Raw genomic sequence first — 22,130 nt, forward strand, 5'->3', positions numbered from 1 at the left:
AACTCTGACGTGAAGAGTGTGATTTGCAACACTATTAACGCGCGCATTTGAAGAAAACGCCGCGCCCTAGCGCGGCGATCTTTTCGCGAGGATTCTCTGCAATGTGCGACGGTGCATATTCAGCCTGCGCGCCGTCTCGGAGACGTTACGATCGCACAACTCGAATACGCGCTGGATGTGCTCCCACTTCACCCGGTCGGCAGACATCGGGTTCTCGGGCGGCGGCGGCTTGTCCTCGCCGCGGGCCAGAAGGGCGTTGGTGACATCGTTGGCGTCGGCGGGCTTCGACATGTAGTCGGTCGCGCCGATCTTCACCGCGGCGACCGCCGTGGCGATCGCGCCATACCCGGTCAGCACGACGATCCGGCTGTCGGGCCGCTTCTCGCGCAGGGCCTCGACCACGTCCAGCCCGTTGCCGTCCTCGAGCCGCAGGTCGATCACCGCATAGGCGGGGGGCCGGGTCGCGGCGACGGTCTTGCCCTCGGCCACGGTCTGCACGGCGGTCGGTTCGAAGCCGCGCTTCTCCATCGCGCGGGCCAGCCGGCGCAGGAACGGCTCGTCGTCGTCGACCAGCAGCAGCGACTTGTCGGGACCAAGGTCGTGGAGTTCGGTATCGGGCATTGTTGTTATCCTTTGCCGTTTACGGATCAATATTCTCCAAGGCGGGCAGCGTCAAAGGGATTGCCGCTTCCGGCGGCCGCCAGCACTGCGGCGATGGAACGCGGGGTCCTTGCGCGCCAGCCAGCGGATCAGCCCTGACAGGTGCGGATGTGCCCGCAGCGCCTCGGGGGTGTTGTATTCGCGCGCCAGCTCGGCCTCGGTCAGCGTGGCGTGAATCTCGTTGTGGCAGATCTGGTGCAGCAGCACCGTCGGACCGCCCTTCCCGCCTTTCAGTTTGGGCACGAGGTGGTGCACGCTTTGCCTGGCGTGCGGCGGGATCGGCCGGCCGCACAGCGCGCAGATCGGGTCTCCATCCGGATGTTCTTCACTCATTTGCCTGTTATACGCGCCCAATGGGTACCGGGATCAATGTTGACGTATGCGTGATAGGGGGCGGGCCGGCGGGCCTGATGGCCGCCGAGACCGCCGCCGCCAATGGCGCGCGCGTGCTTCTGGCCGAGCAGAAGCCGACCCTGGGCCGGAAGTTCCTGATGGCTGGCAAATCGGGGCTGAACCTGACGATGGACCAGGAGGCGCGGGCGTTTCGTGCGCAGGTCTCGCCGGGCTCGGCGCTGGACGCGGCGTCGGCTGCGTTTGGCCCGGCCGAGGTGCAGGACTGGGCATGCGGGCTGGGGCAGGAGGTCTTCACCGGCTCGTCGGGCCGCGTGTTCCCGGTGGCGATGAAGGCCTCGCCGCTGCTGCGCGCCTGGATCGCCCGGCTGGAGGGTGCGGGCGTCGATCTGCGCACCCGCTGGCGCTGGACCGGGGGGTTGGAGTTCGACACACCCTATGGCCCTCGGCAGGTGCAGGCAAAGGCCGTGGTGCTGGCGCTGGGCGGCGCAAGCTGGGCGCGGCTGGGCAGCGACGGGCGCTGGACCGCGCTGCTACCCGAGGTGCCGCTTGTCCCTTTCGGCCCGTCGAACATGGGGTTCGAGGTCGACTGGTCCCCCCATATGGCGAAACATTTCGGCCAGCCGGTGAAGCCCGTGACGCTGACAGCGGGCGAAGCCAGCGTGGCCGGCGAATTTGTCGTCTCGGCGCGCGGGATCGAGGGCAGCGCGGTTTATGCCGTCGCGCAGCCCTTGCTGGCCTCGGGGGTGCTGGTGTTGGACCTCATGCCGGGGCAGAGCGCGGCGCAACTGGCGGCGAAACTGGCCCGGCCGCGCGGCAAGGCGAGCCTCGCCAACCACCTGCGGCGCACGATCCGGCTGGAGGGTGTGAAGGCAGCGCTGCTGCGCGAGGCGGGGCCTTTGCCCGATGCGCCCGAGGCACTGGCGGCGCGGATCAAGGCGGTGCCGCTGGCGGTGCGCGGGCCAAGGCCGCTGGACGAGGCGATCTCGACCACCGGGGGCGTGCCGCTTTCGGCACTGACCGACGACCTGATGCTGCGTGCCCGGCCCGGCACCTTTTGCGCGGGCGAGATGATCGACTGGGACGCGCCGACCGGCGGCTACCTGATCACAACCTGCCTTGCCACCGGGCGCATCGCCGGACGTGCCGCCGCCCGCGCAGCCTTGCCCTGAGCCCGCGCCCCGGTAAGGTGGCCGAAAAGCCCAGGGAGAGATCGCCGACATGGCCAGCCGAAAGTACACGCGCGACGAGGCGCTGACCTATCACCTCGAGCCGCACCCCGGAAAGCTGGAGGTCCGCGCCTCGGTGCCCATGGTCACGCAGCGCGACCTGAGCCTGGCCTATTCGCCCGGCGTCGCGGTCCCGGTCGAGGAGATCGCCAAGGACCCGGGCCTTGCCTACGACTACACGACCAAGGGGAACATGGTCGCCGTGATCTCGAACGGCTCGGCGATCCTGGGGCTGGGGAACCTCGGCGCGCTGGCCTCGAAACCGGTGATGGAGGGCAAGGCGGCCCTGTTCAAGCGGTTCGCCGACGTGAACGCGGTGGACATCGAGCTGGACACGGCGGATGCGGACGAGATCATCCAGGCGGTGCGGCTGATGGGGCCGAGTTTCGGGGGCATCAACCTCGAGGATATCAAGGCGCCGGAATGCTTCATCATCGAGCAGACGCTCAAGGAGCAGATGGACATCCCCGTCTTCCACGACGACCAGCACGGCACGGCGGTGATCTGCGCGGCCGGGCTGATCAACGCGCTGCGTATCTCGGGCAAGAAGATCGAGGATTGCCGGATCGTGCTGAACGGCGCGGGGGCTGCGGGGATCGCCTGTATCGAACTGCTCAAGTCGATGGGCGCGCGGCATGAGAATTGCATCGTCTGCGACACCAAGGGGGTGATCTGGCAGGGCCGCACCGAGGGCATGAACCAGTGGAAATCGGCGCATGCGGTCAAGACCGACCTGCGCACGCTGGCCGACGCGATGGAGGGGGCGGACGTGTTCCTGGGCGTGTCGGCCAAGGGTGCCGTGACGCCCGAAATGGTCGCGGCGATGGGCCCGAACCCGGTGATCTTCGCCATGGCCAACCCCGACCCTGAAATCACGCCCGAAGAGGCGCGTGAGGTCCGCGACGACGTGATCGTGGCGACGGGCCGCTCGGACTATCCCAACCAGGTGAACAATGTCCTGGGCTTTCCCTACCTCTTCCGGGGTGCGCTGGACGTCCACGCCCGCGCGATCAACGACGAGATGAAAATCGCCTGCGCCGAGGCGCTGGCCCGCCTGGCCCGGCAGGACGTGCCCGACGAGGTCGCGATGGCCTATGGCCGCAAGCTGACCTTCGGGCCGGACTACATCATCCCGACGCCGTTCGATCCGCGCCTGATCTACACGATTCCACCCGCCGTCGCGAAGGCGGGGATGGACACCGGCGTCGCCCGCCGCCCGATCATCGACATGGAGGGCTATGAGCACGACCTGAAGGCGCGGCTCGATCCGACGGCCTCGATCCTGCAGGCGCTCAATGCGCGCGCCCGGCGCGAACAGGCCCGGATCGCCTTTGCCGAGGGCGATGACGAGCGGGTGGTGCGCGCCGCCGTCGCCTTCGGGCGCGCGGGGCTGGGCTCGCCGGTTGTCGTCGGTCGCCACGATCAGATCCAGGGCATTCTCGACGCCGCCGGGATGCCCGAGGCCATCGACGAGATCGAGATCGTCAACGCCGCCACGGTCGAGGATCTGGCCAGCATGACCGCGACGCTTTACGCGCGCCTGCAACGGCAGGGGTTCGACCAGCGGGATTGCCACCGGCTGGCCTCGCGTGACCGGCACGTGTTCGCCTCGCTGCTGGTTCATCACGGGTTGGTCGACGGCATGGTGACAGGCGCGACCCGAAAGTCGGCGCAGGCGCTGGCGCAGATCGGCCATGTCTTCGACGTCGAGCCGGGCCACGGCGCGGTGGGGATCACCGCCGTGCTGCTGAACGGGCGCATGGTGCTGATCGCCGATACGCTGGTGCATGAATGGCCCGAGGAAGAGGACCTGGCCAACATCGCCGAAGCCGCCGCCAGCGTCGCCCGTACCCTGGGGCTGGAGCCGCGTGTCGCCTTCGCCAGCTTCTCGAACTTCGGCTACCCGGTGTCCGAGCGGGCCGAGAAAATGTCCCGCGCCAACGAGATCCTGATCGAACGTGGCGTCGATTTCGAGCATGACGGCGAGATGACCGTGGACGTGGCGCTGAACATGGAGGTGATGCGCCAGTATCCGTTCTGCCGCCTGTCCGAGCCTGCAAACATCCTCGTCGTGCCCGCACGGCACTCGGCCTCGATCAGCGTGAAACTGTTGCAGGAACTGGGCGGCGCGACGGTGATCGGCCCGATCCTGACCGGCATCGACAAGCCGGTGAAGATCTGCGCGATCAGCTCGACGGTGAACGACATCTTGAACATGGCGCTGCTGGCCGCCTGCAAGGTGGGCTGAGCGCGGCCCGCCGCCCGGAGGTTTCATGGCCACGCTTCCCCTGGCATGGCTGGTCAGCGCGCTGACCGCCATTGCCGCCGCGACGCTTGCGAGCAACGTACGCCTGCCCCGCGAGGCGCGGGCGTGGCTGGGCCTGTTTCTGTGTTCGTTGACCGCGATCGGCCTGCTGCTGGGTCTGCGCCTTGAGTACGGCGCGGCCTGGGCGCCGCTGGTGCAGCCGGTGGTGGCGGCGATGCTCGCGCCGTCGGCCTGGGCCGGGTTCCGGGCGCTGGCGCAGGACGCGCCGGGGCAGGCGAAGCGCCGTGTGGCGGTGACGGCTGCCGTGATCGTCGCGGTGCAGGCGCTGGTGCTTCTGTCCCCGCCGCCGGTGTTCGAACTGGCGCTGACCGGCATCACGGCGGTCTACCTGGTGCGGCTGCTGATGCTGCTGCGGCTGAGCCCCGACGAGTTCGCGCATGTCCCGGCGGGCGGGCTGCCGCTGCTGCGCGGCGCGATGGCGGTGGTCGCGGTGCTGCTGGCGCTGTCGGTGGTGACCGACCTCGGCCTGCTGGCGGCGGGAATGCTGGGCGGTGACGCGCAGGTGCTGCGCTGGCTGACCGGCGCGACGGGCCTGTTCACCGGTTTCGTCTTCGTCGTGGCGCTGGTCGGAACGCCCCTGCTGCTGCGCCCGGTCGAAGCCGCCGGGGCCGCTGAACAGTCGAAACACCCCGAGACCGAGGCGGACCGCGACGTGCTGGCCGAACTGGACCGGCTGATGAACGGACACCAGCTCTACCGGGACAGCAACCTGACGCTGGCGCGGGTGGCGCGCAGGCTGGGCCGTCCGGCGCGCGAGGTCTCGGTCGCGGCGAACCGCTGCACCGGCGAAAGCTTCACCCGCTACGTGAACGGCCACCGGATCGCCCATGCGCAGCGCCTGCTGCGCGAGGGCGAGCTTCCGGTGACCGAGGTGATGCTGGAGTCGGGGTTCGCCAGCAAGTCCAGTTTCAACACCGAGTTCCGGCGCGTGACCGGGCAGACCCCGACGCAGTACCGCGCGGGTTAGCGGCAGTCGATCGCCTCGCGTCCCGGCCCGAAGACCTCGGCCCAGACCGAGCGTCCCGGGTTCAGCACGAAGCCGTAGCTGGCGGTCAGGCCCGAGAGGATCTCGACATCCGCCTGCGGTCCGGTGGTGGTCAGCCCGTCGCTGATCACCTCGCGGCCGCGCAGAAGATCCCGCGCGACCTGTTCGGACAGTACCATCACGACAGGCGCGCCGTCGCGCACGCCGATGCCCTCGCCCTCGAAGTTCCCGGCGGCGAAGCGCAGCGGCATGCGGATGCAGCCGCCGGTATCGGCGCGCAGCACGGCCTCTCCGGTGCCGGCCATGCCGTTGAGCTGCAGAAGCGAGGCGCGGCGGACGTTCTGGACCACCACGACGCCGCCGGCCTCGGCCGGGATGGCGTGCCCGAGACTGGTGGTCAGCGCCGGGGCTCCGGCCAGCGCGGGCGTGGCAAGCGCGACGGTGAGTGCGAGGGGTGCAATAAGGTTCGGCATGGTCTGCCCTTTCGTGGTTGCGTTAGCGGCAGACTGGGGCGCCGGGCCGCGCCGCGCGCCCGGAAGCGCGTTCGGGAACGTTCGGAAACGTGTTTCCGGCCTTGCGGCGTGCGGTCCTCTTGCGCCGAGGGTGGCTTCGGGTGTTCGATGGCGGCGACCGGCAATTTCGGCCGGCCGCACCCGTGCGGAGTCCCGATGAAACCCAAGATCCTGACCACCCTGCCCGGCTATACCCGCGAGGCGTTCGCCTCTGACACGGTCGCCGGGGTCACTGTCGCCATGGTTGCGCTGCCCCTGAGCCTCGCGATCGCCATCGCCTCGGGGGCGGATCCGGGCACCGGGCTGATCACGGCGATCGTTGGCGGTTTCCTGATCTCGGCGCTGGGCGGAAGTCGGGTGCAGATCGGCGGGCCGACCGGGGCGTTCATTGTGGTGGTCGCGGGCGTGATCGCGACCCACGGCTATGACGGGCTGGTGCTGGCCACGCTGATGGCGGGCGTGATGCTGCTGGTGGCCGGCGCGCTGCGGGCGGGCAGTCTGGTCGAGTACATCCCCGAGGCGGTGATCGATGGGTTCACCATGGGCATCGCGGTGATCATCGCTGCCAGCCAGCTGAAGGACCTGATGGGCCTGGCGCTGACCGAGGTGCCGGCGGAGTTCTTCGCCAAGCTCGGTGCGCTCTGGGGCGCGCGGGCGACGCTGAACCTGTCGGCGCTGGGCGTCGGGCTGGGGACGATGGCGTGCATCGTGCTGCTGCGCCGCGCCTATCCGCGGTTTCCGGGGCTGATCGTGGCGGTGGCGCTGGGCTCGGCGGCGGTGGCGCTGTTGGGACTGCCGGTCGATACCATCGCCTCGCGCTTCGGGGCCCTGCCCTCGACCCTGCCGATGCCGCGCCTGCCCGACGTCAGCTATGCCCGCATGGTCGAGCTGCTCCCCTCGGCGATGATCATCGCTTTCCTTGCGGGGGTGGAGTCGCTGTTGTCGGCCATGGTCGCCGACCGGATGATCGACGGCCGCCACCGGCCCAATGCCGAGATGCTGGCGCAGGGCGCGGCCAATGTCGGCTCGGCCCTGTTCGGCGGGCTGCCCGCGACCGGGGCCATCGCCCGGACGGCGACCAATGTGCGCGCCGGGGGCCGGACACCGGTTGCGGGCATGGTCCACGCGCTGACCGTGCTGGTGGTGATGATGGCCGCGGCGCCGCTGGCGGGGCAGCTGGCGATGCCCGCGCTGGCCGGGCTGCTGATCCTGACCGCCTGGAACATGAGCGAGCCGCACAAGTGGCGGGCGCATCTGCAGCGGCGGACCTCGGACAAGGTGCTGCTGGTGCTGACGCTGGTGCTGACGGTTGTCGCCGACCTGACGGTGGCGATCGGCGTCGGCGTGGCGCTTGGCCTGGCCCTTCGGCTGCGCCGCCGCGACGTGCCGCCCGCCGACTGGACCCCGCCCGAGCGATAGATCGACGCCGCCAGATCCGCGACCGAGACCCGGCGCAACTGCGCCGCGAACTCGCGGCGGCTGGCCTCGAGCGCGGCATCCGTCGCCGCGTTCGCGGCGCGGGCCAGCAGGCAGACGGGTACATCCTCGTCGTTGCCGATTGCGTGCAGCGGCGGAGCGCCCGAGTAGAACTTGAGACAATGGCCCTGCCCAAGGTCGACTGGCGCGAGGTCTTCGTCGACAATGTCGCGCGTGACGGCACCGGGCCGAACAGGCAGGTCGTCGACACGATCATCGCCATCGAGCGCGCCGCGCCGGTCTAGAACTCGTGCTGGATCGCCGAAAGCTTCGCCACGACCGTCTTGGCGTGGGTCTCGACGTAATTCCTGTGCGCGTAGCTTTCGATGTAGCGACTGAAGGCGGCCATGTCGTCGAAATCGGCTACCACGGCGAAATCATGGTGGTTCGGCCCCGAGCCGACATTGTCGCCGCAGGTCAGCGAACGGACCTCGGGCACCTGCGCGGGGAAACGTGCGACGGCGGCGCGAAGCGCGTCACGGGCGTCATCGTCGGCCTCGGGCTTGAAGGTGAGCAGAACGATGTGGCGCAGCATGACAGTCTCCGGGTTGCGATCCAATCAAGGTTCGCGTCCTACGGCTGCCGGTCAAGGGAAAGCCGCCCGCGGCTTCGGATCTCGAAAGGCACCGGGAAGGCTGGCGTCCGTGATCCCTATTCCAAAGCCAGTAGGTTTTGCAGATGCCGGGAACACAGACCGGACACACGCTTCTCACGAAGGGCGATCCCAAGATCATTGAGCGTTCGCAGGCCGTCCGCGATCCTGAAAAGATCCGACAGATCCCGCGCGCCCAGGCTTTCCGCCCGGGTCCGGAAATGGACCTTGCTCTCGGCGACGCTGGGCGGCTCACCCAGCGCCAGCGCCCACATCGCGAAGTTCAGGTAGCGGGTCTGCGCGTCCCACTGTGAATGTTGGAGGTTGACCAGCTGCACGAAGTCGGGCGTGCGCCTGGTCCAGTTTCGCTGACCTCGGCGCCGGAAACCACGCTGCGACGCGACGACGTCGATCTCTACTGGCTCGAGCCTTGCAAACGGGTCAGCATTAGGCATTGCCGGCGCCCCTTGCCGCTTGGGCCCTGGGAAGCCGACCCCCTCGTGAAAGAAGGGAGCCGGTGATCATGGAGTCTCATGAGGGTCCGGCGCCGGATACTGCGCGCCTCAGGCCCCTTTCATGCCATCCCAGAAACTGCGGACCTTGGAAAAGAAGTCCTGGCTTTCGGGGCTGTTGTTCTTGCCCGCGGCCTCGAACTCCTTCAGCAGGTCCTTCTGCTTCTGGCTGAGGTTCACCGGGGTCTCGACCGCCAGCTCGATGTAGAGGTCGCCGAACCCGGTGCCGCGCAGCATCGGCATGCCCTTGGCGCGCAGCCGCAGCTGCTTGCCGGTCTGCACGCCCGCCGGGACCTTCACCCGGCTGCGGCCGCCGTCGATGTTCGGCGCTTCCAGCTCGCCGCCCAGGGCGGCGGTCGTCATCGAAACCGGGATCCGGCAGAACAGGTTCGCGCCATCCCGCTCGAAGATCTGGTGATCCTCGACCTCGATGAAGATGTAGAGATCGCCCGACGGCCCGCCGCGCAGCCCGGCCTCGCCCTCGCCGGCAAGGCGGATGCGGGTCCCGGTCTCGACGCCCGGCGGGATGTTGACCGACAGCGAGCGGTCCTTCTCGACCCGGCCCGCGCCGCCGCAGTTCTTGCAGGGATCCTTGATGATCTGGCCCTTGCCCGAGCAAGTCGGACAGGTGCGTTCCACCGTGAAGAAGCCCTGTTGCGCGCGCACCTTGCCCATGCCCGAGCAGGTCGGGCAGGTCGAGGGTTCCGAGCCGCCCTCGGCGCCGGTGCCCGAGCACACATCGCAGGCGACCGAGGTCGGCACGTCCAGCGTGGTCTGCTTGCCGCGATAGGCGTCCTGAAGCGAGATCTTCAGGTTGTAGCGCAGGTCGGCCCCGCGCCGCGCCCGCTGGCCGCCGCCCTGGCGGCCGCCGCCGGCGGCGAACCCGCCGAACAGGTCGTCGAACACGTCCGAGAACGCGGATGCGAAATCGGCCCCGCCGTGGAACCCGCCGCCTGCGCCGCGCGGTCCGTTCGAGCCGTTCTCGAACGCCGCATGGCCGAAGCGGTCATAGGCAGCCTTCTTCTCGGCGTCCTTCAGGACGTCGTAGGCCTCGTTCACTTCCTTGAACTGTGACTCGGCGTTCGGGTTGTCGGAATTGCGGTCGGGGTGAAGTTCCTTGGCCTTCCTGCGGTAGGCCTTCTTCAGTTCGTCCGCGTCCGCATTCCGGCCGACGCCCAGGATATCGTAGTAGTCAGCCTTCGCCATTCAGCTACTCCTGCAACGGAAAACCGGCCCGCCCCGAGGGCGGGCCGGCTCTCCGGCTTCAAGCTCAGGACGATTTGCGATCGTCGCCGTCGACGTCTTCGTACTCGGCGTCAACGACATCGTCGTCATTCTCGTCCACGGGCGACGGTTCGTCCGCTTCGGCCTTCTCGGCCTCTTCCTGCTGCGACTTGTAGATCGCCTCGCCCAGCTTCATCGACGCTTCCATCACGTCCTGGCTGCGCGTCTTGATCTTCTCGGCGTCTTCGCCCTCAAGCGCTTCCTTCAGGTTCTTCAGCGACATCTCGATCGCCTCGACCGTGGTCGGATCGACCTTGTCGCCATGCTCCTCGACCGATTTCTCGGTGTTGTGCACAAGGCTTTCGGCCTGGTTCTTCGCCTCGACCAGGTCCTTGCGGGCCTTGTCGGCTTCGGCGTTCTCCTCGGCCTCTTTCACCATCCGGTCGATGTCGTCGTCCGACAGGCCACCCGAGGCCTGGATGGTGATCTTCTGCTCCTTGTTGGTGCCCTTGTCCTTGGCGGACACCGACACGATGCCGTTGGCGTCGATGTCGAAGGTCACCTCGATCTGCGGCACGCCGCGCGGGGCGGGCGGGATCTGTTCAAGGTTGAACTGGCCCAGCAGCTTGTTGTCCGCGGCCATCTCGCGCTCGCCCTGGAAGACGCGGATCGTCACCGCGTTCTGGTTGTCCTCGGCGGTCGAGAACACCTGGGACTTCTTCGTCGGGATGGTCGTGTTGCGGTCGATCAGGCGGGTGAACACGCCGCCCAGGGTCTCGATGCCCAGGCTCAGCGGGGTCACGTCCAGGAGCACCACGTCCTTGACGTCGCCCTGCAGAACGCCGGCCTGGATCGCGGCGCCCAGGGCCACGACCTCATCCGGGTTGACGCCCTTGTGCGGTTCCTTGCCGAAGAACTTGGTCACTTCCTCGACGACCTTGGGCATGCGGGTCATGCCGCCGACCAGCACAACCTCGTCGATGTCCGAGGTCGACAGGCCCGCATCCTTCAGCGCGGCCTTGCACGGATCCATCGAGCGCTTGATCAGGTCGCCCACCAGGCTTTCCAGCTTGGCGCGGGTCAGCTTCAGCACCAGGTGCAGCGGCTGACGGGTCTCGGGGTCCATCGAGATGAACGGCTGGTTGATCTCGGTCTGGCTCGACGAGGACAGTTCGATCTTGGCCTTCTCGGCAGCCTCTTTGAGGCGCTGGAGGGCCATCTTGTCCTTGCGCAGGTCGACGCCGTTTTCCTTCTGGAACTGCTCGGCCAGGTACTGGACGATGCGCATGTCGAAGTCTTCGCCGCCCAGGAAGGTGTCGCCGTTGGTCGACTTAACCTCGAACAGGCCGTCGTCGATCTCCAGAATGGTGATGTCGAAAGTACCGCCGCCAAGGTCATAGACGGCGATCGTCTTGGTCTCTTTCTTGTCGAGACCATAGGCCAGCGCAGCCGCGGTCGGCTCGTTGATGATGCGCAGCACCTCGAGGCCCGCGATCTTGCCGGCGTCCTTGGTCGCCTGGCGCTGGGCGTCGTTGAAATAGGCCGGGACGGTGATAACGGCCTTGTCGACCTTCTCGCCCAGATAGGCCTCGGCGGTTTCCTTCATCTTCTGCAGGATGAAGGCCGAGATCTGGCTGGGGGCGTAGGTTTCGTCCTTCACGCGCACCCAGGCGTCGCCATTGTCGCCCTCGACGATCTCGTAGGGCACCATGTCCTTGTCCTTGGCGACCACCGGGTCGGTCAGGCGGCGGCCGATCAGGCGCTTGATGGCGAACAGCGTGTTGGTGGGGTTGGTGACGGCCTGCCGTTTGGCGGCCTGTCCGACCAGGCGTTCATCGTCGGTGAATGCGACGATCGAGGGCGTGGTCCGCGCCCCTTCCGAGTTCTCGACGACTTTCGCGTTCGCGCCGTCCATGATCGCGACGCAGGAGTTCGTGGTCCCGAGGTCGATACCGATGACTTTCGACATGTCTTTCCTCTTCCGGCGATTGCGAGGCCAGGTCCGCGGGGCGGCCCCCGGTCCTCATCCCTTGATTTTCCGGGGCTTGGCCGTTTCGGCGGGCACCCCGATCCGTTGCGGTATATAGGGACCGGTTTTTGGGGCTGCAACAGCGCCACGCGCATGCGGGCTGCACTTTTTTCACGGGATTGTGACCGGCGGCGAGCGGCGGTTGCCCTTCATTGCCATCGTAGAAGGAGGTTGGGCCATGCCAGTGCTCGATACCGGGATCGAGGGTCTCACACTTCACAAGACCCTGCTGGACCGCGCCGCGCAGCAATCGCTGGTGGCCGAACTGCGCGACGTGGTGGCGCAGGCGCCGCTGTTCTCGCCACTGACCGCCTGGGGCAAGCCGATGAGCGTGGCGATGACCTCGGCCGGGCAGTTCGGCTGGTATTCCGACCGGCGCGGCTACCGCTACATCACCGAACATCCCTCGGGTACGCCCTGGCCGCCCATCCCCCAGGGCGCGCTCGACGTCTGGACGCAGGTCGCGCCCGAGGCCCGCGCGCCCGAGTGCTGCCTGATCAACCATTACCGCGAGAAGGCCCGCATGGGCCTGCACCAGGACAAGGACGAGGCCGACTTCACCCAGCCGGTCGTCTCGATCTCGCTGGGCGATCCGGCCACCTTCCGCGTCGGCGGCACCGAGCGCGGCGGCAAGACGTCCTCCTTCAAGCTCGAAAGCGGCGATGTGCTGGTCATGGCCGGCCCAGCCCGCCTGCGCCATCACGGCATCGACCGGATCTTCTTCGGCCGCTCGGACCTGCTGGAAAATGGCGGACGGCTGAACCTCACGCTGCGTGTGGTCACCTGACCCCGCCTTCCACTTTCCCCAAATATCCCCGCCGGAGGCCCCCGCCTGCGACCTGCGCAACCCCTATCGGCGGTCCAGCGCCAGCCCCGCGGCCAGCCCCAGGAACAGGCACCCGGTTCCCCAGCGCATCGGGCGGCCTTGCGCGAAACCGCGGCCGAGTTGTCCGGCAAAGCCGCCGACCAGCCCGTTCACGGCAGCACCGCCCAGCATCAGCACCAGGCCGAACACCAGGAACTGGGTCAGCACCGGCCCGGCCTCGGGGTGGATGAACTGCGGCACCAGCGCGAGCATGAAAATGGCGACCTTCGGGTTGAACAGGCACACAAGCGCCCCCTCCCGGAGGGCCCGCGCGGCGCTGTAGCCCGGTCCGGGACCGGCTTCGGGCGCGGGCGCGCGGAACGCCTGCACGCCGATCCAGGCAAGGTAACCCACCCCTGCCCAGCGGACGACCTCGAAGGCCAGCGGTTGCGCCTGCATCAGCGCCGCCAGCCCCAGTCCCGCCGCCAGCGCGTGGCCCATGCCGCCGATCGCGACGCCCAGCGATGCCGCGATCCCGGCGCGCGGACCCGAGCGCATGCCCTGCCCGAGGCAGAACAGCATGTCTGCCCCCGGCGTCAGGTTCAGCGCCAGCGCGACGGGGGTGAAGATCAGCAGCGTGTGCAGCTCGGGCATCCGGGTCTCCTCTCGCCGCCACAAGGGCGCAGCGACCGTACGCCGTCAACCCCTCGCCCCGCCGCCCGGCCCGCGCTAGGTAGGGAGGCGAAAGGAGGCCCCCATGCCGCATCTTCTCTGCCTCGGTTTCGGCTTCACTGCCACCGCGCTGACCCGTGCGCTCGGCTCCGAGTGGCGCGTCACCGGCACCACCCGCAGCGCCGAGGGGCTGAAGGCGGTCCGCGATGCGGGCGCCGAGCCCCTGCTCTGGCCCGGAGAGGAACTGACGCCCGCCCTCGCGCAGGCGACGCATGTGCTGTCCTCGGTCCCGCCGCGCGATGCGGGCGATCCCGCCTACGACCTGATCGCGGCGCATGTCGGCCGGATGCCGAAGCTGGAATGGCTGGGTCTGCTCTCGACCACCGGCGTCTATGGCGATCAGGACGGCGACTGGGTGGGCGAGGACGCGCCGCTGGTCCCGGCCACCCATCGCGGCGGCTTGCGCGCGACGCAGAACGCCGCGTGGATGGGACTGTTCGAGGACCACGCCCTGCCCGTCCACATCTTCCGGCTGGCCGGGATCTACGGGCCGGGCCGGTCCGCGTTCGACAAGCTGCGCGACGGCACCGCGCGGCGGATCGTCAAGCCGGGGCAGGTCTTCAGCCGGATCCACGTCGAGGACATCGCGCAGGTGCTGTTGGCCTCGTTCGAACGCCCCCATCCGGGCCGCGCCTACAACGTCGCCGACGACGAGCCCGGCCCGCCGCAGGACGTGATCGAGTACGCCGCGAACCTGCTGGGCGTGCCCGTGCCCCCGGACTTGCCGTTCGAGCAGGCCGATCTCAGCCCGATGGCGCGCAGTTTCTATGCCGACAACAAGCGGGTGCGAAACGACCGCATCAAGCGCGAGCTTGGTGTCGTGCTGAAACACCCGAACTACCGCGAAGGTCTGAAAGCTGTGCTTTCCGCGCACGGGTAGCGCCCAAAAATTACGCAGGGCTTGTCACCGCGCTCCGGGTCGTGGAACAAGGCTCCGGACATGCTGGGAATACGTGCGTTGAGGCAGGAAAAGGTCGCGGGAACGATTGTCGCGGTGCTGGCAGGCATCGCTGCGCCGGTATCGGCGCAGACGCTGAATCTATACGGCAATCCGGGCCTGATCGACATGCCCTCGGCCGAGCAGCTTCCCGACGGCGAGCTGAGCATCACCTACGGACAGGTCGGCGACAGCAAGCGCACCTCTATCGGCTTCCAGATGCTGCCCCGCGTGCACGGCACGATCCGCCTGTCCGAGATCACCGACGCACCCGGTCAGAAAAGCACCGCGCGCGGCTTCGACCTCAGCTTCCAACTGGTCGAAGAGGATGGCTGGCTGCCCGGCGTGGCACTCGGCTTCCGCGATTTGCTGGGCGACGGCCCCTATGGCGCGGAGTACATTGTCGCCAGCAAGGAGGTCGTCGACGGCCTGACCCTGACCGGCGGCCTCGGCTGGGGGCGGCTGGGCAGCAGCGGCACTCTGGGCGAGATCTTCGGCGACCGCGGTCCGGTGACAGATCCGCCGGGCCAGCTTCAGTTCGACAGCTACTTCCAGGGCGAGGCCGCCTTCTTTGGCGGTGTCGCATGGGACACGCCGATCGACGGCGTGCGGCTGTTGGCGGAATATTCCTCTGACGAGTACGAACCCGAGTCGAACGGCGGCTTCGACCGCAAGTCCGACTTCAACTTCGGCGTCGCCTACGCGCCGAACGACTATCTGCAGGCCTCGGCTGCGTGGATGTACGGCTCGTCCTTCGGTTTCCAGTTCACCATCCGGGGCAACCCGAAAAAGCCGCTGATGCCGCAGGACCTCGGCGCCGGGCCCAGCCCGGTCGTCGCGCGCGCGCCCGACGCCCCCCGCAACACCGGGTGGGAGACGAATACCGAGGGCAAGCAGCAGCTGATCGACACGTTGGGCGAGGCGCTGGCCGCCGACGGCATCATCATCGAAGAGGCTCGGCTGACCGGCACCCAGGTCGATCTCTACCTCAACAATACCCAGATCCAGCGTCGGCCCAAGGCGATCGGTCGCGTCACCCGCCTGCTGGCGCTCGCGATGCCGCCCTCGGTCGAGACGTTCAACATCACGCTGCTCAACGACGGACTGCCGGTCACGACCGCCACGATCAGGCGCTCGGACGTCGAGGCGCAGGTGGACCGCCCCAATGCGTCGCTGGCCAGCTGGGAGACGACCGAGCTTTCCGCAGCGCAGGCGCGGCTGACCGGCGGCGACGTGTTCCGCCGGCCGATCTCGCCGCGCTTCTCCTGGGGCATCGGCCCGTCGATCCCCGTCAACCTGCTGGACGTGGACGACGGCTTCCGGCCCGACATCCAGATCAACGCCAGCGCCAGTTACCAGTTCACCCGGGGGCTCAGCGTCACCGGCGAGCTGTCGGCCTTCCTGATCGGCACCGACCAGAAGACCGAGTCGACCTCCTCCAGCCCGCTGCCGCGCGTGCGCAGCGACAGTGACCTCTACTACTCGGGGCGCGACATCGATATCGAGCGGCTGACCGCGGATTACGTGACCAAGTTCCGCCCGGCGCTCTACGGTCGTCTGACCGGCGGTATCCTCGAGCGGATGTTCACCGGCGTCAGCGCCGAGGTGCTCTATGCGCCGACCGACCTGCCGGTCGCGCTCGGGTCCGAGATCAACTACGTCCGCCAGCGCGACATCGACGATCCGTTCGCGCTGCAGGACTACGACGTCTGGACCGGGCACGCCTCGGTCTACTGGGACACTGGTTATCGCGGGATCGAGGCGCAGCTCGACGCGGGCCGCTACCTTGCCGGCGACTGGGGCGCGACCTTCGGCCTGTCCCGCCGCTTCAACAACGGCTGGGAGGTGCGCGGCTTCTTCACCCGCACCGATGTCAGCTTCGACGATTTCGGCGACGGCAGTTTTGCCAAGGGCATCGAGCTGACCCTGCCGCTGCGTTGGGGCGTACCGTTCGAGACCAAGTCCGAGGCCAGCATCGCGGTCATGCCGGTCGAGAACGACGGCGGCGCGCGGCTCGACGTGGATGGCCGGCTCTACGACCGGGTGCGCGAGCTGGACCGCGCCTCGCTTCGCGATGGATGGAGCGCGTTTTGGCAGTAAGGGCAGGGATCCTCGCCGCGCTTCTGGCGCTCTCGGCCTGCGGCAGCGAGCAAGCGGAGAGCATGCGCGTGCTGCAGCAGACGCTGGGCGACGTCTGGCCCTTCGGCAAGGATGACAAGGTTGCGGAAGCCACCGCCGAGGCGGCGCGGACCCCGGCCGAACTCACGCGCGCGCAGATCGAGGCGACCGGAACGGCGATGATTCGCGCCCGCCTTGCCACCGAGGCGTCCCGCTCGATCATGAGCGCGGCGACGGTAAACGGTGGCTACGTCAGCTACATTTCGCGCTTCGGGCAGATGGTGACGATGAACGGCAGCCTGGTCACCGGCACCCGCGGTCTTGGGTACGATTTGCTGTCGGTCCAGCCCGGCGCCGCCGATCCGGTGTCGCGCCCCCTGCCGCTCGCGAACTGGCCGGCTGCTGTCACGCGCATCTACTTTTTCCCCGGCGACGATGGCCCCGAGGGCGATCCCTTGCAGGTCAACTGCAGCTATGTGCCGGGCGAGACGCGGCAGATCGAGATCGTCGAGATCACCTACACCGGCATTCAGGTCGAAGAGCAGTGCGCGGGCGTCGACATCAACGGCCAGCAGGTGGCGTTCTCGAACTATCACTTCGTGAACCCGCGCAGCGGCATGATCTGGCGCACGCTGCAGTGGGTCGGTCCGCAGCAGGGCTTCCTCGACGTCGAGATCCTCGAACCTTTCGACGGCTGAGTTCAGCCGTCCCGGTAGGCGATCACCGCGTCCACCTCGATCTCCACCAGCCATTCCGGGTTCACGAAACGCGTGACGGCCATGATCGTGTCGACGGGCCGTGATTCGCGGCAAAATTCCTTGCGTACCTCGATCGCCTCGCGCCACCGGTCGATGTCGGTGAGAATCACCCGGGTGCGGGTCACGTCGGCCAGGCTTGCGCCGGCCTCGGCAAGCGCCGCCTCGATGATCTCGAAGCAGCGGCGGGTCTGCGCGCCGACGTCGCCGACACCCACGGTCTTGCCCTCGGGGTCGACCGGGGCGGTGCCGCCGACGAACACGTGACGGCCCACCCGAACCGCGCGGCTGAAGCCCGCGATGGTCTCCATCGGGTTGCCGTTGGTAATCAGCTGCCGGTCATGTGTCATCGGCGCCTCCATCGGGGCGTGCCACGGGTGCTGTTCGCGGAACGCAAGATGTGGGGGACCATGTGCGACCTATCCGCAACAGGTACCCCGAACGTGAAACGGGCGCCCGAAGGCGCCCGTTCCGTAAACTGTAGATCCGTAAAGGGATCAGTCGCTCGACGCGGCCAGAGCAACGCCACCGGCAACCAGGGCGACGGCGATCAGGGGAACGACCCAACCGGCGTTCGAACCGCCCATCGGCTCTTCAACAACCGGCTCCGGGGGAGCGACGAAAACTTCGGCGTTGCCAGCGAAGGCAGCGGGAGCAGCAACCAGCAGCGCAGCTGCGGTCAGAGCGATCTTTTTCATGTTGGTCTCCTATGGCCAAACTTCGAGTGCGTGCCCAGCGCAGGGCGGTGCCCTTCACGGGTACTGGCAAACCTGTATTTTTTCAACGTCGTGGCAAATCGTGAGTCGCGATTCCCACCATCTGTGCCTTTGTTGCAATATAGGCGCCCTATTATTGCAATCTGTTCTCAGACGACCAGCACCTGAGTCCCGATCTTCGTGTAGGAGAACACCTCGGCGATATCGACGTTGTAGAGACCGAAGCACCCGCTCGAGGCGCGGCGTCCGACCTTGAGCACGTCGTTGGTCCCGTGGATCCGGTAGTAGGTCCAGCCGAGGTTCAGCGCATGGGTGCCCAGCGGGTTGTCGGGCCCCGGCGCGACATAGGCGGGAAGCGCAGGATTGCGGCGGCGCATGTTCGGCGTCGGGCGCCAGTCCGGCCCCTCGCGCTTTAGAACCACAGACGTCCGGCCCCGGCGGGTCAGATCCTCGGAGGTCGGCACCGACGTCGGATAGATCTTGTAGAACCCGTACTCGTCAGCCCAGAAATGTAGTACCCGGGCATTGGTATCGATCAGGATCGCGCCCCGGTTCAGCGTCGGGAAATGGTCCTGCCAGTTGCGCGCCTGGAATCCCGAAACCCGCCGGTCCAGCCCCGCTTGCCGCAGGTCCAGAAGCTGCGAATTGTCGAGGCTCAGACCCGTGAGCGGCCGTCCGGCAGACTGGCTGACAGTCGCGTAATCGTCCATCAGATCTTCAGCGCGCTTGCCGCAGGCGCCGGTGGCCAATCCGAGGCTAGCCCCGCCCAGCAGCCGCACTGCCTGGCGGCGGCTCATCCGCCTGGTCGAGTCGGTCATGGTTGTGCTCCCCGTCTCGTTCAGGGGCGTACACCCCTGCAACAACTCCACCGGAAGTTATAGGCCAACACTTGCCAACCTTCAAACAGCGTTTGAACACTGTGGCGTGTAACGCTAGATGTGCAGCTGATTTACGACTTGGAAGGTGCCATGCAAAAACTACGCGGATTGCTGCTGTTCGTCGGTCTCGGACTGCTTGCGGCATGCGCCCCGTCCGTCCCCGATCAGGTCAACGGCGTCAACATGATCCGGGCGTCGCAGACGAACGACATTCAGACCGGCCACGTGGATGCGCTGAACGCGTATCGCACGTCGCGGGGCCAGCAGCCGGTTCAGCTGAACGCCCAGCTGACGGCGGCCGCCAAGACCCACGCGCGGGACATGAGCGTTCAGGAACGGGCCTGGCACTTCGGTTCGGACGGCAGCTCGCCCCGCGACCGGGCCGAGCGTGCCGGCTTCCAGGGCCGCGTTCTGGGCGAGAACATCTCGGAGTCCTTCGACGACGAGATCACCGTCTTCCAGAGCTGGGTGAACGATCCGGTGACCAGCCGGGTGATGCTGTCACCGGGCGCGGACAGCGTCGGCTTCGGCTGGTATCAGGAACCCACCGGCAAGCTGTGGTGGGTTCAGGTTCTCGGTCAGTCGGGCTTCAGCCCGCTCATCGCCCGCGCAGCGGACGCCTACCCGGTCACGCCAGGATCGTGACCGGCGTGCCGAGCGGAACCCGCGAGTAGATCTCTTCGATCTCGCGGTTCCGCACGGCGATGCAGCCGGCGGTCCAGTCGTTGCCTTTCCGGCGCTTGCCCGTATTCGGCTCACCGTGGATGAAGATATCGCCGCCCGGATCGATGCCCATGGCCTGCGCCCGCGCCACATCCTCGGGCGTGGGATAGTTGATCCCCAGGCTCAGGTGATAGGCCGACTGCGGGTTCTTGCGGTCGACGAAATAGCGGCCCTCAGGCGTTCTGCCGTCGCCGGAAACCTGCTTGTGACCGTCCGGGGCGAAGCCCAGCCCGATATCGAACTCGCGCACCGGCTGCTGCTGCTGCAAAAGCAGCAGGCGCCGTTCGGCCTTGAGCACCATGACGTGATCGGCAGGCGGCAACTTGGCGTAGTTGCGCCCGCATGCGGTAAGACTGGCGGCCGCCAGTCCGAGAAGGACCGCGCGACGCGGCCGGGATATGCCTGACATGTTTATCGACCTCTTCGACCTGCCCGAACCGTCTCTACGGACGATTTCGGGCGCGAAGATACCTCAATGAGGGTTTTACCGGCAAGACAGTAAAACCCTGCAACATTAAGTGTGTGGCGCGAATGACAGAGAGTTGAGCGCTCAGCCCTGTGTCGCCTCGGCCTCGATCTGGGCGCGTGACTTGCGGGCGCGCTCTGTCGCGGACTTCAGCTGACCGCAGGCGGCCATGATGTCCTCGCCCCGCGGGGTGCGGACCGGGCTGGCGTAACCGGCGCGGTTCACGATCTCGGCGAAGGCCTCGATCCGGTCCCAATCCGAACGCTCGTAGGGCGCGCCCGGCCAGGGGTTGAACGGGATCAGGTTGATCTTGGCCGGGATGCCCGCGATCAGCTTGACCAGCCGCTTGGCGTCGGCGTCGCTGTCGTTGACGCCCTTGAGCATCACGTACTCGAAGGTGATCCGCTCGGCGTTGCTCAGGCGCGGGTAGTCGCGGCAGGCCTGGATCAGCTTCTCGATGTTCCACTTCTTGTTGATCGGCACCAGCTTGTCGCGGGTCTCGTCCGTGGTGGCGTGGAAGCTGATCGCCAGCATGCAGCCGATCTCCTCGCCTGCGCGGGCGATTTCCGGCACCACGCCCGAGGTCGACAGGGTGATGCGGCGGCGCGAAAGGCTCAGCCCTTCGCCGTCCATCGCGATCTTCATCGCGTCGCGCACGCCCTCGAAATTATACAGCGGCTCGCCCATGCCCATCAGCACGATGTTCGACACCAGCCGCTTGCCGTCGGCCTTGTGGCCCCACTCGCCCAGGTCGTCGCGGGCGACAAGGATCTGGCCGACGATCTCACCGGCGGTCAGGTTGCGCACCAGCTTCTGCGTGCCGGTGTGGCAGAACGAGCAGGTCAGCGTGCAGCCGACCTGGCTGGAGATGCACAGCGTCCCGCGATCTTCCTCGGGAATGTAGACCGCCTCGACCTCGTGCCCGCCCGCGATGCGCAGCAGATACTTCCGCGTGCCATCTTCGGAGACCTGGCGCGTCACCACCTCGGGGCGGCGGATCTCGTAGGTCTCGGCCAGCGCGGCGCGGAAGGTCTTCGACAGATTGGTCATCTCGTCAAAGTCGCGCGCGCCCTTCTGGTACAGCCACGCCCAGACCTGGGAGGTACGCATGTTGGCCTGCTTTTCGGGCGTGCCGGCCTCGATCATCGCTTCGCGCAGCGCGTCGCGGGACAGGCCGATCAGGTTCGGACGGCCGGTGTCCTTGCGCGGAATGGTCAACAGATCCTGTGTCACGGGCGCGGTTGCGGTCATGATCGGGCTCTCCGGGGTGGGCGTGAAGCGGCAGCGCATAGCATACGCTTTGCCCCGAAGATAGGGGGTCCGGGGTCTCGCGCCAAGTCAGCCGCGTTTCGTGCGCAAGATATGCACGTGGTCCGCATCGTAGAGTGCGCTGTCCGGAAAGCCCTGCGCGGGGTCCAGCGCGCGGCCCACGAAGATCAGCGCGGTGCGGGTCAGCTTGGCGGCGCGAACCTTCTCGCGGATCGTGGACAGGGTGCCGTGGACAAAGCTCTGGTCCGGCCAGCCGACGCGGTAAGCGACGATCACCGGGCAGTCCGCGCCATAATGCGGCGTCAGGCGGCGCTCGACCTCCAGCAGGTTGCGGATCGATAGGTGGATCGCCAGCGTCGCACCCGAGCGGCCCAGCGTGTCCAGATCCTCGCCCTCGGGCATGGCCGAGGATTTCATCGCCGTGCGGGTCAGGATCACCGTCTGGCTGACCTCGGGCACCGTCAGTTCGCGCCCCAGCGCGGCGGCGGCGGCGGCGAATGCGGGCACGCCCGGCACGATGTCATAGGGAATGCCAAGCGCGTTCAGACGCCGGATCTGCTCGGCAATCGCACCGTAAAGCGATGGATCGCCCGAGTGCACCCGCGCGACGTCTTGCCCCCTGGCATGCGCCGCTTCGATCTGCTCGAGGATCTGGTCCAATGTCATCGGCGCGGTGTCCATGACCAGCGCCCCCTGGGGCGCGCCCGCGACCACCGCCTCGGGTACTAGCGAACCCGCATAGAGGCACACCGGGCATTCCGCGATCAGCCGCTGGCCCTTGACCGTGATGAGCTCGGGGTCGCCCGGCCCCGCGCCGATGAAGTGAACCGTCATG

At 67.6% G+C, this 22,130-nt stretch carries 24 protein-coding genes; 10 read left to right on the top strand and 14 right to left on the bottom strand.

Annotated features, from left to right (window positions below; all coding sequences use genetic code 11):
* Window positions 1-66: 66 nt before the first annotated feature.
* Window positions 67-621, bottom strand: coding sequence for an ActR/PrrA/RegA family redox response regulator transcription factor (locus ACW9UR_RS18730; RefSeq protein WP_458918574.1), 555 nt, complete (start codon window positions 619-621; stop codon window positions 67-69).
* 51 nt (window positions 622-672) lie between these two features.
* A complete protein-coding gene (locus tag ACW9UR_RS18735) occupies window positions 673-993 on the bottom strand; it encodes an HNH endonuclease (protein WP_458918575.1) in 321 nt (106 codons plus the stop codon).
* Between the two features lie 20 nt (window positions 994-1,013).
* On the opposite strand from ACW9UR_RS18735, the gene ACW9UR_RS18740 reads away from it, so the two are divergent.
* The 3 genes from ACW9UR_RS18740 to ACW9UR_RS18750 are packed head-to-tail and all read left to right on the top strand — an operon-like array spanning window position 1,014 to window position 5,533.
* Window positions 1,014-2,183, top strand: coding sequence for a TIGR03862 family flavoprotein (locus tag ACW9UR_RS18740; protein ID WP_458918576.1), 1,170 nt, complete (start codon window positions 1,014-1,016; stop codon window positions 2,181-2,183).
* A gap of 49 nt (window positions 2,184-2,232) precedes the next feature.
* Window positions 2,233-4,488: an NADP-dependent malic enzyme gene (locus tag ACW9UR_RS18745; protein WP_458918577.1), complete on the top strand. Its 2,256-nt coding sequence runs from the start codon at window positions 2,233-2,235 to the stop codon at window positions 4,486-4,488.
* A gap of 25 nt (window positions 4,489-4,513) precedes the next feature.
* Entirely contained in the window at window positions 4,514-5,533 is a 1,020-nt protein-coding gene (locus ACW9UR_RS18750) for a helix-turn-helix domain-containing protein (RefSeq protein ID WP_458918578.1), read from the top strand.
* Here the strand turns inward: ACW9UR_RS18750 and ACW9UR_RS18755 are convergent.
* Entirely contained in the window at window positions 5,530-6,024 is a 495-nt protein-coding gene (locus ACW9UR_RS18755) for a hypothetical protein (protein ID WP_458918579.1), read from the bottom strand. The two genes, ACW9UR_RS18750 and ACW9UR_RS18755, sit on opposite strands and share 4 nt — an antisense overlap.
* Window positions 6,025-6,219: 195 nt before the next feature.
* Between ACW9UR_RS18755 and ACW9UR_RS18760 the strand changes: the two genes are divergently transcribed.
* Window positions 6,220-7,482 carry a SulP family inorganic anion transporter gene (locus ACW9UR_RS18760; protein ID WP_458918580.1) on the top strand — a complete coding sequence of 421 codons (1,263 nt, stop codon included), beginning with the start codon at window positions 6,220-6,222 and terminating at the stop codon, window positions 7,480-7,482.
* 179 nt (window positions 7,483-7,661) lie between these two features.
* The gene (locus ACW9UR_RS18765; protein ID WP_458918581.1) at window positions 7,662-7,784 is read left to right on the top strand and encodes a hypothetical protein; all 123 of its coding nucleotides are present in this window, start codon (window positions 7,662-7,664) and stop codon (window positions 7,782-7,784) included.
* Here the strand turns inward: ACW9UR_RS18765 and ACW9UR_RS18770 are convergent.
* The 4 genes from ACW9UR_RS18770 to dnaK all read right to left on the bottom strand — a co-directional run bounded on the left by ACW9UR_RS18770 (window position 7,781) and on the right by dnaK (window position 11,836).
* On the bottom strand, window positions 7,781-8,074 hold the full coding sequence (locus ACW9UR_RS18770) for a Dabb family protein (protein ID WP_458918582.1): 294 nt from the start codon (window positions 8,072-8,074) through the stop codon (window positions 7,781-7,783). The two genes, ACW9UR_RS18765 and ACW9UR_RS18770, sit on opposite strands and share 4 nt — an antisense overlap.
* A gap of 116 nt (window positions 8,075-8,190) precedes the next feature.
* Window positions 8,191-8,586 carry a DUF4304 domain-containing protein gene (locus ACW9UR_RS18775; protein WP_458918583.1) on the bottom strand — a complete coding sequence of 132 codons (396 nt, stop codon included), beginning with the start codon at window positions 8,584-8,586 and terminating at the stop codon, window positions 8,191-8,193.
* A 108-nt stretch (window positions 8,587-8,694) separates the two neighbouring features.
* Window positions 8,695-9,849, bottom strand: a complete 1,155-nt coding sequence (gene dnaJ, locus ACW9UR_RS18780; RefSeq protein WP_458918584.1) for a molecular chaperone DnaJ — start codon at window positions 9,847-9,849, stop codon at window positions 8,695-8,697.
* 64 nt (window positions 9,850-9,913) lie between these two features.
* The gene (gene dnaK / locus ACW9UR_RS18785) at window positions 9,914-11,836 is read right to left on the bottom strand and encodes a molecular chaperone DnaK (protein WP_458918585.1); all 1,923 of its coding nucleotides are present in this window, start codon (window positions 11,834-11,836) and stop codon (window positions 9,914-9,916) included.
* Between the two features lie 238 nt (window positions 11,837-12,074).
* Between dnaK and ACW9UR_RS18790 the strand changes: the two genes are divergently transcribed.
* Window positions 12,075-12,683 carry an alpha-ketoglutarate-dependent dioxygenase AlkB family protein gene (locus ACW9UR_RS18790; protein ID WP_458918586.1) on the top strand — a complete coding sequence of 203 codons (609 nt, stop codon included), beginning with the start codon at window positions 12,075-12,077 and terminating at the stop codon, window positions 12,681-12,683.
* A gap of 63 nt (window positions 12,684-12,746) precedes the next feature.
* On the opposite strand, the gene ACW9UR_RS18795 is transcribed toward ACW9UR_RS18790, so the two are convergent.
* Window positions 12,747-13,355 carry a LysE family translocator gene (locus ACW9UR_RS18795; protein WP_458918587.1) on the bottom strand — a complete coding sequence of 203 codons (609 nt, stop codon included), beginning with the start codon at window positions 13,353-13,355 and terminating at the stop codon, window positions 12,747-12,749.
* 103 nt (window positions 13,356-13,458) lie between these two features.
* Here ACW9UR_RS18795 and ACW9UR_RS18800 point away from each other — a divergent pair, with 103 nt between their 5' ends.
* The 3 genes from ACW9UR_RS18800 to ACW9UR_RS18810 are packed head-to-tail and all read left to right on the top strand — an operon-like array spanning window position 13,459 to window position 17,186.
* Window positions 13,459-14,313, top strand: a complete 855-nt coding sequence (locus tag ACW9UR_RS18800; protein WP_458918588.1) for an SDR family oxidoreductase — start codon at window positions 13,459-13,461, stop codon at window positions 14,311-14,313.
* A gap of 60 nt (window positions 14,314-14,373) precedes the next feature.
* Window positions 14,374-16,470 carry a YjbH domain-containing protein gene (locus ACW9UR_RS18805; protein WP_458918589.1) on the top strand — a complete coding sequence of 699 codons (2,097 nt, stop codon included), beginning with the start codon at window positions 14,374-14,376 and terminating at the stop codon, window positions 16,468-16,470.
* Complete coding sequence (locus ACW9UR_RS18810) at window positions 16,461-17,186, top strand: YjbF family lipoprotein (protein WP_458918590.1); 726 nt, start codon at window positions 16,461-16,463, stop codon at window positions 17,184-17,186. The genes ACW9UR_RS18805 and ACW9UR_RS18810 overlap by 10 nt, the downstream gene beginning before the upstream one ends.
* Window positions 17,187-17,188: 2 nt before the next feature.
* On the opposite strand, the gene ACW9UR_RS18815 is transcribed toward ACW9UR_RS18810, so the two are convergent.
* The 3 genes from ACW9UR_RS18815 to ACW9UR_RS18825 form a co-directional block, all read right to left on the bottom strand.
* On the bottom strand, window positions 17,189-17,593 hold the full coding sequence (locus ACW9UR_RS18815) for a RidA family protein (RefSeq protein WP_458918591.1): 405 nt from the start codon (window positions 17,591-17,593) through the stop codon (window positions 17,189-17,191).
* Between the two features lie 147 nt (window positions 17,594-17,740).
* Window positions 17,741-17,941, bottom strand: a complete 201-nt coding sequence (locus tag ACW9UR_RS18820) for a hypothetical protein (protein WP_458918592.1) — start codon at window positions 17,939-17,941, stop codon at window positions 17,741-17,743.
* A gap of 167 nt (window positions 17,942-18,108) precedes the next feature.
* Window positions 18,109-18,777: a L,D-transpeptidase gene (locus tag ACW9UR_RS18825; RefSeq protein ID WP_458918593.1), complete on the bottom strand. Its 669-nt coding sequence runs from the start codon at window positions 18,775-18,777 to the stop codon at window positions 18,109-18,111.
* Between the two features lie 150 nt (window positions 18,778-18,927).
* Here ACW9UR_RS18825 and dalA point away from each other — a divergent pair, with 150 nt between their 5' ends.
* On the top strand, window positions 18,928-19,482 hold the full coding sequence (dalA, locus tag ACW9UR_RS18830) for a divisome-associated lipoprotein DalA (protein ID WP_458918594.1): 555 nt from the start codon (window positions 18,928-18,930) through the stop codon (window positions 19,480-19,482).
* On the opposite strand, the gene ACW9UR_RS18835 is transcribed toward dalA, so the two are convergent.
* The 3 genes from ACW9UR_RS18835 to cobM all read right to left on the bottom strand — a co-directional run bounded on the left by ACW9UR_RS18835 (window position 19,466) and on the right by cobM (window position 22,129).
* A complete protein-coding gene (locus ACW9UR_RS18835; RefSeq protein ID WP_458918595.1) occupies window positions 19,466-19,969 on the bottom strand; it encodes a L,D-transpeptidase family protein in 504 nt (167 codons plus the stop codon). The two genes, dalA and ACW9UR_RS18835, sit on opposite strands and share 17 nt — an antisense overlap.
* 141 nt (window positions 19,970-20,110) lie before the next feature.
* The gene (rlmN, locus tag ACW9UR_RS18840) at window positions 20,111-21,277 is read right to left on the bottom strand and encodes a 23S rRNA (adenine(2503)-C(2))-methyltransferase RlmN (RefSeq protein ID WP_458918596.1); all 1,167 of its coding nucleotides are present in this window, start codon (window positions 21,275-21,277) and stop codon (window positions 20,111-20,113) included.
* An 87-nt stretch (window positions 21,278-21,364) separates the two neighbouring features.
* Window positions 21,365-22,129 (bottom strand): precorrin-4 C(11)-methyltransferase, encoded by a 765-nt coding sequence (cobM, locus tag ACW9UR_RS18845; RefSeq protein ID WP_458918597.1) that lies wholly within the window; start codon window positions 22,127-22,129, stop codon window positions 21,365-21,367.
* Window position 22,130 lies beyond the last annotated feature (1 nt).

This window comes from Halovulum sp. GXIMD14794 (assembly GCF_054457455.1).